Below are 18,541 nucleotides of genomic sequence, written 5' to 3' on the forward strand. Positions count from 1 at the left end.
ACTTACTTGTACATCAGTTCGTAGTATTCGTGTGCCATCCGGCCCGAGTCGAACTTCGGGATGACGTCCGCCATCGCCCGTTTCATCATGTGCGTCCACTGTTCGGGGTGGTCGTAATAGAGCGGGATGATCTGGTCTTCGAGCATATCCATAAGGTTTTTGTTGTCTTCGCGGTCCTGCTCCTCTGTCGGGGTGCTGTGGTCGATCGGCGGGATGGTAAAGGCATTCATCCCGTTGATGGCGAACTCGGGGTGCCACCCGTCGTCCGTGGAGAGGTGCAGCGTGCCGTTCATGCTCGCGCTCATCCCGCTCGTACCGCTCGCTTCGCGTGAAACGCGCGGCGTGTTCAGCCAGATATCGCTCCCCTTTTTGAGGATCGCGGAGAGTTCCAGCTCGTACCCGGCCAGGACGGCCATGCGCTTGAACTGGTGGCTGATGTGGATCAGCTCGTTGAAGAGGTTGACCGCACTGGTGTCGAAGGGGTACGGCTTTCCGGCCCAGATGACCTGGATAGGGTGTTCCGTCCGTTCGATCAGCGCTTTGAAACGTTCAAAATCGAGCTTGAGGAGCCCCGGGCGCTTGTACTCGGCGAAACGGCGTGCCCAGACGATGGTGAGCACATCCGGGTCGAACATCTTGCCGGTCTGGTCGGCGACGATGTTGAAGAGCTGGCGCTTGAGGTGCTTTTTGCGGGCCAGCAGTTCATAATCCTCGTGGCTGTCCAGGGCGGCCTGCATCCCCTTGTCCGTCCAGTAGCGGCGGTTCTGGGCGTTGGTGATGGAGATGATCTCCGAACGCCCCTCGCAGTCCGCCCACATGCGGTTCGCCACCTCCCCGTGGAACTTGGAGACGGCGTTGGTGATCTTCGAGGCGCGCAGGGCGCCCACGGTCAGGTTGAAGTTCTCCCCCTGCTCTCCCGTGACCTGGCGGACCTCTTCGAGCGAGAGGCCGTTAAAGAAGCCGAAGCGGTGCAGCAGGTGGAGATTGTGCTCCTCGTTGCCGGCGGCTTCGGGCGTGTGTGTCGTGAAGGCGACATGCTGTTTCAGCTCTTCGAGCGTACCGTAGCGTTTATAGAGTTCGTAGGCCAGCGGGAGGGCATGCCCCTCGTTGAGATGGTAGATATCCACGCTGTGTTTGAGGGACTCCAGGACTTTGACGCCGCCGATTCCCAATACGATCTCCTGGGAGATACGCGTCTCCTCGTTGGCGTCGTAGAGTTTATGGGTGATGGTACGCGCAAGGAAGTCGTTCTCCGGAATGTCCGTCGAAAGCAGGACCACCGGGGCCGACGAGAAGATATCCGGCGGGAGGTAGTACGCCTTGATATGGACTTCCTGCCCGTGGATCTTCACCGTGGCACGGATACCGAGGTCTTTGAGGAAGTAGTAGTGCTTGCGGATAAAGTTGATCTTGAGGCTGCGGTCCTCGTGCCGCCCCTGGTCATAGTAGCCGTAGCTCCACAAAATACCCACACCGACCATGTTCTGGCGCAGGTCGTAGGCGCTGCGCATGTGTGAACCCGCCAGGAACCCCAGGCCGCCCGAATAGATTTTCAGGGCCTGGTGGATGGCGAACTCCATGGAGAAGTAGGCAACGGGTTTGGCGTACTTTGGGTCGAAGTCGTAATCATGCAGGATCATTGCGATCAGCCTTTGTCTGTAAATGTTTCATAGAGGATCACCTTGCCGAGCTCGACGCCCGGCTGGTCGTAGGTATTGACCAGCAGCATTGCACCGACGAGGGATGTCAGCAGTTCATAGTAGATGATCATGGCACCGACGCTCGGCGCATCGATGGTTTCGATGACGATCCCGTCTGTCGGCACGCCGCTGCGCACGAGGCTTTCGCGGGTGGCGGCGCACTGGGCGTTGATAAGGGTGTTGAAGCTCTTGCCGTTGATAAAGTCAGTCTTTTCGATATGCTTGAGCGAGATCTCGGGGATCGTGAGCGGTACGCCGAAATCCTCGATGCTGATAAAGGTGACCGTCTTGTCCTTCGGCCCTTCGATCAGCAGCTGCAGGAAGGAGTGCTGGTCCACCGAACCGATGAGCCCCACCGGCGTCATGCCGACGTGCGATCCCATCGCGTCGATCTTGCCCAGGGATTCGCCCCAGAGCTGCACGTACCACTTGGTAAAGTTCTCCAGGTCGTTGGCGTAGGAGAAGAGGACGTTGATGCTCTGTTCTCTCTCATGCTCGTAGAGAAAGCACGCCTTCTCCAGCAGGTGCTGCTCTTTGCCCCCGAAGAAGGAGCCGAGGAAACTGCCCGCCCCCTCCAGCAGCGCCGCCGTGTCGTAGCCGGCCAGCGTCAGCGGGATGATCCCCACCGCGCTGAGCACGGAGAAGCGGCCGCCGACGTTGTCGGGAATGTTGTACTGGCCCAGGCCGTAGGCGTCGCCGAACTGCGAGAGGCCGGAGCCTTTGTCCGTAATGACGATGATCCGCTCGCGGTCCGCACCCTCAAGCTCCAGGCCGAAATGCGCAATGAGCGTTTTGAAAATGGAGGTCGTCTCGATCGTGCCGCCGGATTTGGAGATCACGATGAAGAGGGTCTTCTCCTTCGTCAGCTTCGCCATCGTGCGCGTGATGTCGATGGGGTCGGAGTTCTCGAAAAAGTGCAGTGCGCGCTTTTTCGTTCCCCGGGACGCCAGCAGCGAATCCACCGCCTTGATCCCCAGCGAGGAGCCGCCGATACCGATGACGGCGATGTCCGTAACCGCTCCCGATGCCAGCAGGCTGTTCTGCGTCTCCAGCGCTTTGGCCGCTTCCACCAGCGACTGGGAACCTTCGGGCAGGTCATAATAACCGATGCGCCCCTTATGCTCTTCGGTCACGACGGCAAACGCCTCCTCCATGACACGATGCTGTGCCTCCGAACCCTCAAACGTAAAATCGCGATCAAAACGTAACATTGTCATCCCCTCATAATTGTTAATTTTATATCAGTATAGCCCTGTTCCGGCCAAAGAAGCGCCGCCGTATTGAACGACTAATGGGCACTCCGTTTTTTCAGATAGACGACGGCCATCGGCGGCAGCGTCATCGACAGCGAGTACGGGCGTCCGTACATCGGCATCTCCTCGGCGTAAATCACACCTTCGTTGCCGATCTCCCACCCTTCGTACGCCTTGGCCTGCGAGTTGAAGATCTCCACGTATTCGCCGCCGTCCGGCAGTGCCAGGCGGTACCCCTCGCGCGTTTCGTCGGCGAAGTTGCAGACGACATAGACCGTCTCATCGGGGTTGTCGCTTTTGCGCATGAAACTGATGCAGTTGTGGCTGTAATCGGCGTCATCGATCCATTCGAACCCTTTGCGCTCCACGTCGTGCAGGTAGAGCGCCGGTTCGCTGCGGTAGAGGCGGTTGAGCTCGGCCATCATCGCTTGCAGCCCCTGGTGCAGCGGGAACTCCAGCAGGTGCCACTCCAGGCTGTGCTTGTAGGCCCACTCGGCATACTGGGCGAACTCCCCGCCCATGAAGAGCAGCTTTTTGCCCGGGTGGGCCATCATGTAGCCGTAGAGCGCACGCAGGTTGGCGAACTTCTGGTTCGTGTCCCCGGGCATCTTGTTGATGAGCGAACCTTTCATATGGACGACCTCGTCATGGCTCAGCGGCAGCATGAAGTTCTCGTCGAAGGCGTACCACATGCTGAAGGTGAGCTGGTCGTGGTGGTGCTGGCGGTAGAACGGGTCGCGGTGCATGTAGGCAAGCGTGTCGTGCATCCACCCCATGTTCCATTTGAAGCCGAACCCGAGCCCGCCGACGTCGGTCGGACGCGTCACCATCGGCCAGGCCGTCGACTCCTCCGCGATCATCATGATGTCCGGGAAGGCCGCGTAGGCGGAGGTGTTGAGCTGGCGCAGGAAGGCCACCGCTTCGAGGTTCTCGTTGCCGCCGTGTTCGTTCGGGACCCATTCGCCCTCTTCGCGGGCGTAGTTGAGGTAGAGCATCGAGGCGACGGCGTCGACCCGGATCCCGTCGATGTGGTACTTCTCCAGCCAGAAGAGCGCGGAACTGATGAGAAAAGCCCGGACTTCGTTGCGACCGTAGTTGAAGATGATGCTGCCCCATTCGGGGTGGTACCCCTGCCGCGGGTCCTCATGCTCGTACAGCGCGGTACCGTCGAAGTTGATCAGGCCGTGCATGTCGACGGCAAAGTGTGACGGCACCCAGTCCATGATGACGCCGATACCGTTCTGGTGCAGGGCGTCGATCAGGTGCATCAAATCCTGCGGCTCCCCGTAGCGCGACGTCGCGCTGTAGTAGCCCGTCACCTGGTAGCCCCATGAGCCGTAGTAGGGGTACTCGGTCAGCGGCATGAACTCGACGTGGGTATAGTTCATCTCCTTGAGATAGGCGACCAGTTCGTCTGCCAGCTCGAGGTAGGTCAGGTAGCGGTCCCCCTCCTCGACTTTGCGCCGCCAGGAGCCCAGGTGCATCTCGTAGACGCTGACGGGGGCGTCGTGGCGGTTGTGCGCGGCGCGCGTCCCCATCCACTCCGCATCGTTCCAGCTGTAGGTATCGAGCTCCCAGGTCCGCGATGCGGAGTTGGAGGGCACCTCCGCGTAGAAGGCGAACGGGTCGGCCTTTTCATGTACGATGTTATGGAACTTCGAGACAATATGGTACTTGTAGGTCAGTCCCGCTTCAATCCCTTCGATGAAGCCTTCCCAGATACCCGAACCGTCTTCGCGCAGGCGCAGCGGATGGCGCTCGGGATCGTAGTCGTTGAAATCCCCGCGGACGCTGACACGCTCGGCATTGGGGGCCCAGACGGCGAAATAGACGCCGCGGACGCCCTCGCGCTCCATGAAATGCGATCCCATCTTTTCAAAAAGTTTCGTGTGGGTCCCCTCTTTGAAGAGGTAGATGTCGAGTTCGGAAAAGCGCGAAATATCGTAATGGATCGTCATGTAAACTCCGTTTATTGGTGGCGGCTGCTGCGCCGGCCGCCGATGATATGGCAGTAGATGTCACTGTAGGCCTCGGCGGCGACTTCCCAGTCAAAACGCTGTTCCATCGCATTCAGACGCATCTGGTCGATGGCATCCGGGTCCTCGTACCACGTCTCCACCGCCCATTTGACAGTATTAGAGAGCGCATCCGGCGTCGCGAAATCGAACTTGAAGCCGGTGCCGCTCTGCTGGTCGCCGCCGTAGTTCACGATCGTATCGTCGAGCCCGCCGGTGGCGCGCACGATGGGCAGCGTGCCGTACCGGAGGCTGTAGATCTGGTTGAGCCCGCAGGGTTCGAAGAGCGAGGGCATCAGGAACATGTCGCTGCCCGCCTCGATGCGGTGCGCCAGGTCGTTGCGGTAGCCGATGTAGCAGGCGAATTTGTCGGGGTACTTGGCGGCTACGTCGCTGAAGAAATACTCCGCCCACTTCTCGCCCGTTCCGAGCAGAACGATCTGGATGTCCAGCTCCATCAGGTTCCAGATGGCCCCTGCCAGCAGCCCGATCCCTTTTTGATCCGCGAGGCGGCCGACGAGACCGATCAGCGGCACGTCCGCGCGTTCCGGCAGGCTGAATTCGCGCTGAAGGTCCTGTTTGCAGAGTGCCTTCCCGGCAAGGTTGTCGGCATCAAAATGCTTCGTGATGAAGGGGTCGACCGCCGGGCTCCACTCGTCGTAATCGACGCCGTTGAGGATGCCGTAGAGCTTGCTGGCATTGGCGTCGATGAGCCCTTCCAGTCCCCAGCCGAACTCCGCCGTGCGGATCTCGCTGGCGTACTTGCGGCTGACGGCATTGACGGCGTCGGCGTGGACAATCCCGGCCTTGAGCAGGTTGATCCCCCCGAACTCCTCGAGTTCGTCGGCGTTGTAGTGCTCCCAGCCGACGCCCAGCACATCCATCGCGCCCTTGTAGAACTTGCCCTGGTGCTGGAGGTTGTGGATCGTCAGCAGCGTGCCGGTATTCTCGAAATCGGGGTCGAATGCGTAGGTCGTGTTGATCAGCAGCGGGATCGCCGCCGTATGCCAGTCGTTCGTATGGATGACGTCGGGTTTGAAACGGAGCTTCTTCGCCAGCTGTAAAACGGCCTTGGAGAAGAAAATGAAACGGTTGTCGTTGTCCCCGTACGCCTGGCCGTCCTCGTCGTAAAGCCCCTTGCGCCCGAAGAAGCCCTCGTGGTCGATGAAATAGACGGGGACATCGCTGCCGGGGAGCACCCCTTCGTAGACCGCGGCCCACGCTTCGCCCATGCTGCCCATCGGCACGCCCAGGGAGCCGTCGAGCTTCTTGAGCTTGTACTTCTCGATGTCGACGATATAGTAGCGCGGCATGACGACGCGCACGTCATGGCCCAGGGCGCGCAGCGCCTTGGGAAGTGCACCGGCAACATCGGCGAGACCGCCGCTTTTGGCGAAAGGGACGACTTCGGATGCCGCCAGCAGAATATTGAATGATGTCATGCAATCCCTCGTGTTGAAATACGGATGGTCCCGGATGCGATAAAGGGGGTCATTTTACCGCGCTCCCGCTGATTTTCCGGTACAGCGCGGCGTAGGCCGAGGCACTTTGGCCCCAGGAGACGTCCGCGTGCATATTGTGGGTTGCGGCCCTTGACCACGCCTTCGCGTCACGGTAGAGTTCCAGGGCCGTCTCAAAGGCCGCCAACAGGGCCTCAGGCGTCGCCTCGTCAAAGGTGATCCCGCAGGCCGTAGGCGTCTCCTGCATCCTCGTGATCGGTGCGACGGTATCGGCAAGCCCCCCGACAGCGTGGACGATCGGTACGGCGCCGTAGTGGGCCGCGATCATCTGGTTGAGGCCGCAGGGCTCGAACAGGGAGGGCATCAGCAGGAAATCCGCCGCCGCGTACATCCGGTGGGCCAGCGCCTCGTCGTAACCGAAAAAGAGGTGGAGGTTCGGATGTGCCTCTGCCACGGCTTCGAACCGCGGGTGGTACCGGGGTTCGCCTTCGCCCAGGATGGCGATGTTGCAGGGCAGCGCCGCCATCTGCGGGAGCGCCTCGAGGAGCATGTCGATCCCCTTCTGCCAGGTGAAGCGCCCGATGAAGATAAAGAGCGGCAGCCCCGCATCTTCCAGCCCCGCATCTTCCAGGTAGCGCTTCTTGTTCGACAGTTTCCCCCGCGGTGTTTTATAGGGGCGCAAAAGGCTCTTGTCCGTCTGCGGCGAAAAGTGCTCCGTATCGATACCGTTGGCGATGCCGCTCAGGCGGGTGCGGTGTTTTTCCAGGTACCCTTCCAGCCCGCAGCCGAACCGGTGCGTGAGAATCTCCTCCGCGTACGTGGGGCTCACCGTCGTGACGGCATCCGCATAGCCGATGCCCGCCTTCATCAGGTTGACCCGGTCATAGTATTCGATCCCTTCGAGGGTGAAATGGCGCTTGTCGATCCCCAGCGCAGAGAGGGCCTTCTTCGGAAAGTCCCCCTGGTAGGCGAGGTTGTGGATCGTATAGACGGTCCGCGCCTTGAGCGTCTCGTCATCGGCGATGATCAGCGCCGCCAGGGCCGTCTGCCAGTCATTGAGATGGACGATGTCGCTCTGCATCGCTCTGGCCAGTTCCGTCACCGCATAGCTGAAGAGGCCGAAACGCTCCGCATTGTCGTCGTACCCCTCCCCCGGTGGGCCGTAGAGGTAATCGCGGTCGCAGAGCTGCGGTTCATAAACGAACAGGTACGTCCGTTCCTCATAACGGCTTTCATAAAGGGAAACCGTCCGGCGCTCCGACCCCAGCATCACGTCGAAAGAATCCGTCGGCCCTTCGATGGCGTACTTCTGCCGGTCGACCGTGTGGTAGAGCGGCATCACCACGGCCACGTCGAAAGCATTCGCGAGCGCCTTAGGCAGGCTGTAACCGACATCTGCCAGACCGCCGGTCTTAGCAAACGGGTACACCTCGCTGGCCGCGAAGAGTACCTTCGGCTTACGCATCAGGTTCACCCCGCAATAGTCGCGCCGCCGTTTCGGGGGCAACGGGATTGATCATGATCTGCGTCAAAAGTTCGAAGCCCCCGTGCCGGTAAAGCCGCGGCTGGATGCGGAGCATGAAACGGAACATATCGTCCGTCGTTGCCTTTGCCGGGGTCTCCTCCGGTGTCGCAAAAGGGGGCGTGGCGATCTCGAGATTGAAGGCCAGGCATCCCAGCTGCCGTTCCAGTTTCAAAAGCACGTCCAGCAGCAGCGGCGCCAGGGCTTCGAACGCCTCCGGGGCGAGGGTGTCGATCTGGCCGCGCCGTGTTTCCGAAGCGATAATCACCTCGAACGGGTAGGCGCTTGCGAAGGGGCAGAAGGCCGTAAAGTCCCCCTGCTCGGCAATGATGCGCTCCCCCGCCTGGCGCTCGTGATCAATGACCGCCGCGACCAGCGCCCTGCCGTGTTCACGGTAATAGCGTGCGCTCCGCTCGTAATAGGCCCGCTGGGTATTCGGGAGAATCGGCAGGCCGATGAGCTGGGTATGCGAATGGGGCTGTGTCGCCCCCGCATCGGTCCCCTCGTTTTTGAACAGCGAAATGTAACCGATCCGCATGTCGCGCCGCAGGTCCGCCACCCGTGCGCCGAGCGTCGTCAGCCAGTTGACGACCTCGCCTTTGCTCCACTGCGTCATGGAGGTGTGGTGCTCCGGCGTATCGATGATCACCTCGTGGGCCCCGAACCCTTCATGGTATTCGAAGATGCCGTAGTGGTGCTTGTCGGGCGTTTCGATCTGCACGGCCTTGTAGAGGTTGGGGACGACGCGGGTCTGCCAACCCGGCTCGTTTGCGAAGCTCCCCGCGCTGCGGATGGCGAAGATCTCCGGCGGGGTCAGTGCTTCGTTCCCCTCGCAGAAGGGGCATTTGGCGACATGGCGATACGCTTTGAGCCGTTTGGGGATACAGTCGGGACGGTGGAGCCGTTCAGGTGCAATGAGCACATGCACATCGTGCAGCTTGTCGTAACGGATCTCAGACATGGCCGCCCCTTTGCATCAGATCATGTGCCATTTGTGCTCTTTTCCTAGACAAACCAGTGCTCCGCGTAAGTTTCATTCATATCGATATGCAGCGACCCGTATCCCGGCAGGGTCTGGACGATCTCCTCCCCGCGCGTGATCTCGAAACGCAGGTGGAAGACGTCAAGGCCGATGAAGCCTTGGCGCGAAAGCGCCAGTTCCGGACGCTCGTCAAAGGCGAAATCGACGCGCTCGTCCTGCAGGGGCTTCGTCATCGGGAGGATGACTTTCCGGCCGTTCTCCTCGACCGTGATGATCAGGGTACACCCCTTGGCACGGAGCCTGTCGGTATCCCCTTCAAAAGCGAGGTAGACCCGCTCTTCATCATGCCCGTAGTGGATCTTCTCGACCGGGCCGCGGACCCGGTCCATCGTCGAATACCCCTTGCGCTCATCGACCGTGCCGCTGCCGAGCCACTCGAAAAAGCTTGACTCCTTCCCGTCGATGATGGGTGAAACCGGGCTCTGCGGATAGGTCAGGAACGCATCGCGGCCCTTCTGGGAAATGATCGGTTCGAAAAGGTCGGCCGGGGGCTGCATCTCCAGCAGGCGGTAGATGGTAATGAGATGGTCTCGGAAAAGCGCGTCGAACTCCTCGGCGAAATCCGTCGCATGGTCATCGCCGTACCACCAGAACCAGTCGCTGCATTCGGCGGCCAGAAAATGAAATCGGATCTTTTCCGCCCTTTCCGGGTCCACCCTGCCCTCGTGGTGATCGGCATCGCGGCGCGTCTGGTAGATCAACTCCCAGGCGCGGTTCTTCTCTGCATGGCCGCTCCAGGTATCGAAATTTCCGTAGATCCAGCTTCCCGGCGCGAGGCGGGAGAGGGTCGGCTGGTCCGGCTGGACCGCAACCTCGTTCATCGTGACCGTCTCGATCCCGACGGAGTGTTCCAGGCGGGCATAGAGCGCCATAAAGAAGTCGTAGGCGTTGTTCTCAAAGAACTCCCAGGCGTTCTCCCCGTCGAGGATGACAAAGACGGTGCCCCCGTGTTGCTTTGCTCCGATGCCGCCGAGGGCACGTATAAAGTGGTCGGCCGCTTCGTCGGCGGGTTTGAAGCGGTAGGTAAAGCCGATGAGGTCGCTGAGACCGTGGTCGCGGAAGCCTATCGTCACCCCGTCGAAACGGTAGGGGCTGTAGAGGTTGTCGCGCGTGTCGCTCTTCAGCGAACGGAAGAGGATCTCCTCGTCCGTCGCGATCCACTTCAGACCGTGCTTCCGGTAGATCCCGACGCTGCGCTCGTCCACCGCCCCTTCCGCCGGCCAGAAGCCGACCGGGTCCGTGCCGAACGTCTTTTTGTACAGGGCAACCGCACGGCTCACCTGCTCCGATGCATCCGACTCCAAAGAGAGGGGATTGGCCGGCAGCGTCGTATGGGGGTTGGCCCGCTTGGCGTTTTCCATATCGAGCAGCAGCGGCAGGATGGGATGGTTGTACGGCGTCGTCGACACGGCGATCCGGCCCGCCTTCTGCAGTTTCGCGTAAAAGGGCAAAATCGTTGCGACAAAGGCGGTGAGCTCCTCGAGCAGTGCGTGCTTGTCCCGCTGGGAGTAGGCGTCACGCTGCGCCAGAAGCTTCTTGACCACGCTGCTGTTGTGGCGCAGGTAGTTGCCGCACCATGCCAGCATGAAGAGCACCTGCAGCTCCAACAGCTGCTCGGGACTGTAGTCGTCGCGGTGGAAAAGCGCCGCGTATCGCGGCAGCGGCCGGACCATGGTCTCGAACTGCGTCGATTTGCACATCTTGACCATCCAGGCGCGTTCGCCTTCTTCCAGTTTTTCGACCGGTTTGATCCACAGTGCCAAAAAGGCGTCGTTCGCGAGCGGATCGCGGTAGAGGTTCAGCTGTTCGATCAGCGGCGGCGTCACGTTGAACGTGGCTTTGAGTCCGGGAAACCGGGTCAGGAGCCACGGCATTTCATAGTAGTCTTTGATGGCATGCAGAAAGACCCAGGGCATCGTCATGACACCGCTGCTGTCCCGGTAGTCGGGCTGGTGCATATGCCAGATAAACGCCAGGTTCAACGGTGCCGTTTCCATCACGCTTTCGCCCACTCCGCGACCTTCGTCGTGTATTCGGCGAGGATCGCTTCGCCGCGTTCGCTCGTCTCCGCCTGGATGTAGAGGTTGAGATTGTCGCTGTACTGGTCCGGAATCATCAGGACCCAGTCGTTCTTGTCGAGCCAGATCTTCACGCCGTCGAGGGTCGAGGCGTCTTTGCCCTTCGCATCCTCGAGGAAACGGCGCATCATCTTGCCCTTGAGCGACTGGCTGCATGCGGCCTGGGCCGTCCGGTAGTAGAACTTCGGCAGCGACGCGATCAGTTCGGACAGCTTGACCTCGAACTTGATCAGCATCTCGAGGATCTTCAGCGTCGCGAACATGCTGTCACGGTGCGTGGCGAAGGCGGAAAAGGCGAAGTTGCCCTCCCCCGTCGCCACGAGGTCGTACTGGCGCATCTGCTCCGCTTTGAAGTTGGCGTACTGTCCGCGTTCGATCTCGAGGGAGTCGAAGTAGACGATGTCCGCCGCCCAGGTCGGCAGGAAGACCTTCATCTTCTCGCCGCGTTCGCGCGCTTCCATGTTCAGGAGCGAGAGCACGACATAGAGCGCCGTCTGCTTTTCGAGCACTTTCCCCTCGTCGCACATGATGTCCAGGCGCTGGCCGTAGGGGTAGAACATGAAGCCGGCATCAAGCTTCATGGAGGTCATGACGGCACTCATGTCGCCGACGGAGCGCTTCACCAGGGAGTTGATGTTCGCCAGGCGTTTCTCATCCGCATAGGCGTTGAAGATGATATTGTCCACCTCCATATCCCGCAGGATTTCCGGGTAGACCTCGTAGCCCATCCCGTGCATCACGTCCACGGCGATGCGGTACCCGCTGCGTTTGAAGAAGTGCGGATCGAAGAGGTGTTCCATCTGTTTCTGATAGGCGGCATACTCTCTGGCATGATCCGACTCGAAGATCTGGCCGATCTGGGAAAAGTCGACGCGGCGGAAGGTCTCTTTGAAAAAGGCCTTCTCCACCTTCTTTGCCACCTCGGTGTTGATCCGCAGCGCCTCATGGTTGTAGAAAGTGATCACCGTGCTGGTCGGGTCGTCGAGCTGCTGACGGAAATAGACCCCCGCGACGACCTTGCTGTCCATCGAGAGGCTGCAGCGCAGGACCGAGGAGGGAATGCCGTTGTAATCCTTGACGTTGACGCCCGAGGAGAGCAGCCCGCCGACGAAGGCGCGTTTGAGCATCCGCGACCCCTTGTTGTAGTCGCGGGCCATGACGACCGTCGAACCGATAGGCAGCTGGGCGCCGAACGCTTCGGCAAGCTTCGTCGCCATTTCGCAGGAGAGCTCGACGTTGGACTTCCCGACGACGTACCCGTTTTCGAAGATGGAGTTCTTGTAACGGCTCCCGAAAATGACACTGCGGCTGACGATGGCGGCATCCTCGATCACTTTGTGCGGCCAGATCGTGACGTCTTTTTCGACGGTGACCAGCTGGCCGATCTCGCACTCTTCGGCCAGAATGAGTCCCGCCTTCGCCGTGACGTTTTTGCCGATCTGGTTGTCGTTACAGATGACACAGCCGTCAAGCAGCGCGCGCTTGTCGACCGTCACGCGTTCCCACAGGACGCTGTTGCGTACCTTGCTCTCTTTGCCGATCGTACAGTCGTCGCCGACGACGACGTTGTTGAGCTTCGTGCCTTTGCCGATGGTGACGTTCCTGCCCAGGACGACCGTCCCGATGATCTCGACGCTGTCGTCGAGTTTATAGGCTTCGTCGCTGTAGAGTGTCCCGTCGGGGTAGGCCTGGCGGACCGGCGGCATCATCACCTTGACGCTGCCGCCGAGGATGTCCTCGTAGACGTCACGGTAGCTCTCCGGGTTCCCGACGTCGCGCCAGTACCCTTCGGCATTCCCGGCCATGAGGGGCACCCCTTCGCGCATCAGCAGCGGGAAAAGGTCCTTGGCGAAGTCGAAGTTCTCGTTTTTGGGAATGTAGGAGAGGATCTCCGGTTCGATGACATAGATCCCCGTATTGATCGTGTCGCTGAAGACCTCGCCCCAGCTCGGCTTTTCGAGAAACTTCTCGATCCGCCCCTCTTCGTTGGCGATCACCACCCCGAACTCGAGCGGGTTCTCTACCGAAGTGAGCGTGATCGTCAGCTTGGAATCTTTCTGCTTGTGGTAATCGAAGATCTTCTTGAAATCGAAATCGGTCACCAGGTCGCCGCTGATGATAATGAAGTTGTCGTCGCCGATATACTCCTCGGCCAGCTTGACCGCCCCTGCCGTGCCGTAATCGTCATCGGGCAGGACATAGGTGATGTTGATCCCCAGGTGGCTGCCGTCTTTGAAATGCTCCTTGATAATGTCGGGCTTGAAATAGAGCAGCACAATAAACTCGGTGATCCCGAGCTCCTTCAGGGTCATCATCGTGTGTTCCATCATCGGACGGTTCACGATCGGCAGCATCGGCTTCGGTCTCGAATGGGTTAACGGCTGGATCCTCGTTCCAAACCCACCTGCCATTACAACGGCTTTCATACACTCTCCTCACAATATAAATCGACCCCTCCGTTTAACGACCGGTAAGGTAGTTACGTCGTCCCTGATCTGTTACAGTTCATACGGCATTCAAAGCTCCAGCAGCGCGTTGTGGCTGCCGAACGGCGAAGGGACCGTTGCGCAGTCCCCCTCCGCCATCCAGGCACCGTCGCCGCTTTTATAGCCGAATTCAAACGTGCTGCCGGCGGGCAATACCTTCGTCAGATAAAACTCGCCGTTCTTCTTCTGCTTCATCGGTTCATCCGACCAGTCGTTCCAGGCGCCGCACAAGACGACGTCCTCCATACCGGTTTCGGGCAAAACCGTAAACGTCACCCAGACTTTTTTCCCGTTCTGTTTTTTTCTGATCATTACCCACCTCTTATGTTTTGAAATGTGCTTTTAGGATTCTACTACAAAATAGTATGCAAAACAGATTACGAGTTGATTGCAATTTAATCAATATGCTCCTGCAGGCGGCTGAGAGAGGGCACTCTGCCTCTAAGTATCTTTTTGCTACAATTAATACGATTACGCCAACGAAAGGTACTTTATGCAAATCGATGACGCCCTGCTAAGCCGTCTGGAAAAACTCTCAATGCTCAAAATTGACGACGCCCACCGCGAAGAGGTGATCGGCCAGCTCAGCGAGATCGTCGCCTTTGTCGACAATCTTAGCGCGCTGGATACAACCGATGTCCCCGACACCTTTGCGATGACTACAAATGCGACACAGCTGCGCGAAGATGTTCCCAACTGCAACACCGCCGTCAACGACGACATCCTTGAACATGCTCCCCACAGCGACGAGCATTTCTTTATCGTCCCGAAGATTATCGAATGATAACTGTCTACGGCATCAAAAACTGCGACAGTGTGAAAAAAGCCCTCGCTTTTTTCAAAAAGCACGACATCGCCTACGCTTTCGTGGACTTCAAAACGGATCCCGTCGGCGAAGCGGAAGTCGACCGCTGGCTGTCACAGGGTGCCGAAATGCAGCAGCTTTTCAATACGCGGGGAACGACCTACCGTACCCTGAAACTCAAAGAACTCAACCTCGATGACGGCGGCAAACGGGCCTGGCTTGCCAAGGAAAACCTGTTAATAAAACGCCCTGTTGTGGAAACCGGAAATCATGTTATAATCGGTTTCAATGAACCCCTCTATGAAGGAGAATTTCTCTCATGAGTCAGACCCTGGATATCCGTAAACTGTTAAAAAGCGTCGTCGCCTACAATGCGTCGGACCTTCACCTCGTTTCCCGCTCCGAGCCCCAGATCCGTATCGACGGCCGCCTGGTGGCGCTGAACCTTCCCGTCCTTGACGGCAAAACGATCGAGGATATGTCCTATTCCCTGCTGACCGAGAAACAGAAAAAGGAGTTCGAGGAGCATAACGAACTCGACTTCGCGATCCTGCTCCCCGAAGTCGGCCGTTTCCGTGCCAACTACTATAAAACCATGGGCGATATCGCCTGTGCCTTCCGTATCATTCCGATCGAGATCCCGAGCCTCGACGATCTCAACGCCAAAGCCATCTTCAAAAAGCTCGTCAAGCGCGAAAAGGGGCTGATCCTCGTCACCGGACCGACCGGTAGCGGTAAGTCCACTACCCTGGCCGCGATGCTCAACGAGATCAACGAAACGGAAAACCGCCACATCATCAGCGTCGAGGACCCGGTCGAATTCGTCCACCAGAACAAGAAGTGTCTCTTCTCCCACCGGAACGTCGGGACCGACACGGCCAACTTCGCCAATGCGCTCAAATACGCGATGCGTGAAGACCCCGACGTCATCCTGGTCGGGGAGATGCGTGACAAGGAGACCATTGCCGCCGCACTGACCGCGGCCGAAACCGGTCACCTCGTCTTCGGTACCCTGCACACCAACTCCGCGCCGCAGACGATCAACCGTATTATCGACGTTTTCGCGGGGGACGAGCAGCCGCAGGTCCGTGCGCAGCTCTCCACCTCCATCATCGCCGTCATTTCGCAGGCACTGCTGCCGCGCCTGGGCGGCGGACGGGTCGCGGCCCAGGAGCTGATGATCAATATCCCGGCGGTCGCCAACCTGATCCGCGAAGACAAAGTCCACCAGCTCTATTCGCAGATGCAGCTCAACCAGCAGGAGACGGGGATGGTCACCCAGACCCAGGAGCTCTTCGACCTGGTCCGCAAGCGGATCGTCTCCAAGCAGGACGCCATCCAGTGGTCCAACCGCCCCGACGAACTCATCAAGGCGCTCGACGCCGCCGCGCTCTAAGCGCACTGCTACGCACATCCCCGCTTGGGGAAAAAATCACTAACTACTTTTCTTGAAATTGTCTAGTATCTGAAGGTTGCCGCAGTGTGGATTTGTGTAATGGTTAAGTGCGGTTTACCTGCACGTGGGCTTCCTGCCGAGGGAAACCCAGTGTTAACGCAGGTGTCCGGGCTTTGCCCGGATGCCGTAATTAAAAATTAGCTACGGGCTGCTTTGAGGGTATCGGCGATGAGGAACGCCAGTTCGAGGGACTGGTCCGCATTGAGGCGCGGATCGCAGTGGGTGTGGTAACGGCTGTTGAGGTCCTCTTCCGTAATATGGAAGGCACCGCCGAGACACTCGGTGACGTTCTTGCCCGTCATCTCCAGGTGGACGCCGCCGCCGTAGGTCCCTTCGGATCTGTGAACCTGGAAGAACTCTTTCATCTCGGTAAGGATATCGTCGACGCGGCGGGTCTTGTAGCCGTTTCCGGACTTGATGATGTTGCCGTGCATCGGGTCACAGCTCCAGAGCACCTTTTTGCCTTCGCGCTCGACGGCCCGGATCAGCTCCGGCAGGTGGTCGCCGACCTTGCCGGCACCCATGCGTACGATCACGTTGATGCGTCCGGCTTCGTTCTCCGGGTTCAGGGTATCACAGAGCTTCAGCAGGTCTTCGGTCGTCATGGACGGACCGGCCTTGAACGCCAGAGGGTTTTTGACGCCGCGCAGGAACTCGACGTGCGCGCCGTCGACCTGGCGGGTACGGTCGCCGATCCAGAGCATGTGAGAGGAGACGTCGTACCAGTCGCCTGTCAGGGAGTCCTGGCGGGTGAAGGCCTCTTCGTAGTTAAGCAGCAGCGCTTCGTGGGAGGTGAAGTAGTCCGTTTCGCGCAGGGTGCGGTAGGTCTGCGACGTCACGCCGCAGGCTTCCATGAAACGCAGGGACTGCTCGATCTGCGCCGCGAACGCTTCGTACTTCTCCGACATCTCCGTCTGCTTGACGAAATCGAGGTTCCACTTGTGCACCTGGTGCAGGTCCGCCATACCGCCCGACGCGAAAGCGCGCAGCAGGTTGAGCGTCGGTGCCGCCTGGTGGTAGGCGTGGATCATGCGCTCCGGGTCCGGGATACGCGCTTCCTCGGTGAACTCGATGCTGTTGATGATATCCCCACGGTAGCTCGGCAGCGTAACGTCGCCGACGGTCTCCATGTCAGAGGAGCGCGGTTTGGCGAACTGGCCGCCCATGCGCCCCACTTTGACGACCGGCAGGCCGCTGGCGAAACTCATGACGACGGCCATCTGCAGCATCACCTTGAAGGTGTCGCGGATATTGTCGGCATGGAACTCGGAGAAACTCTCGGCGCAGTCGCCGCCCTGGAGCAGGAACGCCTTCCCATCAGAAACCTGGGCCAGCTGCGCTTTCAGATTCCGTGCTTCGCCCGCAAACACCAGCGGCGGATAACGCCGCAGCTCTGCTTCGACCCGTTTCAGGTGGTCCTGATCGGGGTAGGTCGGTTGCTGCTTGATCGGAAAACTTCTCCAGCTCGATGGTGACCAGTTACTCATGGCTCTCAATACCTTATAATCAATTTAGAGCGGCAATGATACAGCACGAAGCTTTAACAGGGGGTTAATAACGCCCCGCCGGCACGCTGTCAAGCTTTTTTTAGTGAGAGTTGTCTATAATTCTTCTCAATTTCAAAACGGGCGTTCTGAATGGATTTCAACTACTTCGACCTTGTCATCTCCGTCATCATCCTGCTGCTTGGCCTCAAAGGCATCCTCAACGGCTTTTTCAAAGAGCTTTTCGGGTTGATCGGGATCATCGGCGGTATCTTCGTTGCCTCACGGGTCAGCGGCGAGGTCGGAGCCTTCCTCAACGACAATATTTTCCATTTCGAGAGCCCCTCCCTCATCTCGTTTTCGGGCTTCCTCCTCACCCTGGCGCTCTTCTGGCTCGCCATGGTAGGAATCGGCCACCTCTTCAAACGCCTCGGCGCCGCCAGCGGCCTGGGCGCGCTTGACCGAATTGCGGGCTTCGTCTTCGGCAGCGGGAAGTTCTTCTTCATCGCCGCCGTCATCGCCTACGCCCTCAACAACGTCGTCACCATCCGCGAAAACATCCGCGAACCGCTTGAGGGAAGCATCCTCTTCCCTATTCTCGTCGAGACCGGCAGCTACATCATGCACCTCGATACCGAATCGCTGCAGCCCAAGGAGACGGCGCCCAAGCCCGAAACGAACGACTCCGCCATCTCGATCGAACGTGCCGGCGAGATCATCGAGACCGTCAAATCACAGCTGAAGGAGCAGACGCCATGAGCCATTCGAATGACTTCAACGCCAAAACCATCGAATACGAACAGCTCCTCGAGGATTTCAAAAAACTGCTGAAAAAGAACGGCCTGAAGTTCACGATCCAGCGCGAGGTGATCCTGGAGACGCTCTACAACTCCGACGAGCACCTGACCCCCGAAGCCCTCCACAAGAAGATCCAGGAGAACTACCCGGACCTCAAAACGGGGATCGCGACGATCTACCGTACCCTGGGCCTGCTGGAGAGTGAAGAGATCGTCACCTCGCTCTCCTTCGGTGCCCAGGGCAAGAAGTACGAACTCGGAGCCAAAGAGCACCACGACCATATGATCTGCACCGAATGCGGCTCCATCACCGAGTTCGTCGACGAGGAGATCGAAAAACGCCAGCACGCCATCGCCGACAAACTCGGCTTCCAGATGAAAGACCACTCGATGCAGATCTACGGGGTCTGCGCCGAATGCCAGAAAAAATCACACACCTAACA

The 18,541-nt window shown here is 59.2% G+C and carries 15 protein-coding genes; 5 read left to right on the forward strand and 10 right to left on the reverse strand.

The features are described from left to right. Nucleotides 1-2 precede the first annotated feature (2 nt). From glgP to WCX18_RS06815, 9 genes are all read right to left on the reverse strand, one after another. A complete protein-coding gene (gene glgP / locus WCX18_RS06775; RefSeq protein ID WP_345986876.1) occupies nt 3-1,640 on the reverse strand; it encodes an alpha-glucan family phosphorylase in 1,638 nt (545 codons plus the stop codon). Between the two features lie 5 nt (nt 1,641-1,645). Further along, entirely contained in the window at nt 1,646-2,911 is a 1,266-nt protein-coding gene (locus tag WCX18_RS06780; RefSeq protein WP_345986877.1) for a glucose-6-phosphate isomerase, read from the reverse strand. A gap of 77 nt (nt 2,912-2,988) precedes the next feature. Beyond that, the gene (gene glgB, locus WCX18_RS06785) at nt 2,989-4,911 is read right to left on the reverse strand and encodes a 1,4-alpha-glucan branching protein GlgB (RefSeq protein WP_345986878.1); all 1,923 of its coding nucleotides are present in this window, start codon (nt 4,909-4,911) and stop codon (nt 2,989-2,991) included. Between the two features lie 11 nt (nt 4,912-4,922). Next, nucleotides 4,923-6,410 (reverse strand): glycogen synthase GlgA, encoded by a 1,488-nt coding sequence (glgA, locus tag WCX18_RS06790; RefSeq protein WP_345986879.1) that lies wholly within the window; start codon nt 6,408-6,410, stop codon nt 4,923-4,925. A 49-nt stretch (nt 6,411-6,459) separates the two neighbouring features. Next, nucleotides 6,460-7,893: a glycogen/starch synthase gene (locus tag WCX18_RS06795; protein WP_345986880.1), complete on the reverse strand. Its 1,434-nt coding sequence runs from the start codon at nt 7,891-7,893 to the stop codon at nt 6,460-6,462. Next, a complete protein-coding gene (locus WCX18_RS06800) occupies nt 7,886-8,911 on the reverse strand; it encodes a UTP--glucose-1-phosphate uridylyltransferase (RefSeq protein ID WP_345986881.1) in 1,026 nt (341 codons plus the stop codon). The genes WCX18_RS06795 and WCX18_RS06800 overlap by 8 nt, the downstream gene beginning before the upstream one ends. A gap of 44 nt (nt 8,912-8,955) precedes the next feature. Next, nucleotides 8,956-11,004: a glycoside hydrolase family 57 protein gene (locus WCX18_RS06805; protein WP_345986882.1), complete on the reverse strand. Its 2,049-nt coding sequence runs from the start codon at nt 11,002-11,004 to the stop codon at nt 8,956-8,958. Beyond that, complete coding sequence (locus tag WCX18_RS06810; RefSeq protein WP_345986883.1) at nt 10,989-13,496, reverse strand: sugar phosphate nucleotidyltransferase; 2,508 nt, start codon at nt 13,494-13,496, stop codon at nt 10,989-10,991. The genes WCX18_RS06805 and WCX18_RS06810 overlap by 16 nt, the downstream gene beginning before the upstream one ends. A gap of 90 nt (nt 13,497-13,586) precedes the next feature. Beyond that, nucleotides 13,587-13,868, reverse strand: a complete 282-nt coding sequence (locus tag WCX18_RS06815) for a hypothetical protein (RefSeq protein WP_345984382.1) — start codon at nt 13,866-13,868, stop codon at nt 13,587-13,589. Between the two features lie 181 nt (nt 13,869-14,049). Here WCX18_RS06815 and gatC point away from each other — a divergent pair, with 181 nt between their 5' ends. The 3 genes from gatC to WCX18_RS06830 are packed head-to-tail and all read left to right on the forward strand — an operon-like array spanning nt 14,050 to nt 15,757. Then, nucleotides 14,050-14,340, forward strand: a complete 291-nt coding sequence (gatC, locus tag WCX18_RS06820) for an Asp-tRNA(Asn)/Glu-tRNA(Gln) amidotransferase subunit GatC (RefSeq protein ID WP_345986884.1) — start codon at nt 14,050-14,052, stop codon at nt 14,338-14,340. Further along, nucleotides 14,337-14,684 carry an arsenate reductase family protein gene (locus WCX18_RS06825; protein ID WP_345986885.1) on the forward strand — a complete coding sequence of 116 codons (348 nt, stop codon included), beginning with the start codon at nt 14,337-14,339 and terminating at the stop codon, nt 14,682-14,684. The genes gatC and WCX18_RS06825 overlap by 4 nt, the downstream gene beginning before the upstream one ends. Further along, the gene (locus tag WCX18_RS06830) at nt 14,681-15,757 is read left to right on the forward strand and encodes a type IV pilus twitching motility protein PilT (protein WP_345986886.1); all 1,077 of its coding nucleotides are present in this window, start codon (nt 14,681-14,683) and stop codon (nt 15,755-15,757) included. Before WCX18_RS06825 ends, WCX18_RS06830 begins: the two co-directional genes overlap by 4 nt. 197 nt (nt 15,758-15,954) lie before the next feature. On the opposite strand, the gene WCX18_RS06835 is transcribed toward WCX18_RS06830, so the two are convergent. Next, the gene (locus WCX18_RS06835) at nt 15,955-17,304 is read right to left on the reverse strand and encodes a 3-deoxy-7-phosphoheptulonate synthase class II (RefSeq protein WP_345986887.1); all 1,350 of its coding nucleotides are present in this window, start codon (nt 17,302-17,304) and stop codon (nt 15,955-15,957) included. A 150-nt stretch (nt 17,305-17,454) separates the two neighbouring features. On the opposite strand from WCX18_RS06835, the gene WCX18_RS06840 reads away from it, so the two are divergent. Both WCX18_RS06840 and WCX18_RS06845 read left to right on the forward strand, forming a co-directional pair. After that, nucleotides 17,455-18,060, forward strand: coding sequence for a CvpA family protein (locus WCX18_RS06840; protein ID WP_345986888.1), 606 nt, complete (start codon nt 17,455-17,457; stop codon nt 18,058-18,060). Then, nucleotides 18,057-18,539, forward strand: a complete 483-nt coding sequence (locus WCX18_RS06845; protein WP_345986889.1) for a transcriptional repressor — start codon at nt 18,057-18,059, stop codon at nt 18,537-18,539. The genes WCX18_RS06840 and WCX18_RS06845 overlap by 4 nt, the downstream gene beginning before the upstream one ends. Nucleotides 18,540-18,541 lie beyond the last annotated feature (2 nt).

This window comes from Sulfurimonas sp. HSL1-2 (assembly GCF_039645565.1).
GTDB lineage: Bacteria > Campylobacterota > Campylobacteria > Campylobacterales > Sulfurimonadaceae > Thiomicrolovo > Thiomicrolovo zhangzhouensis.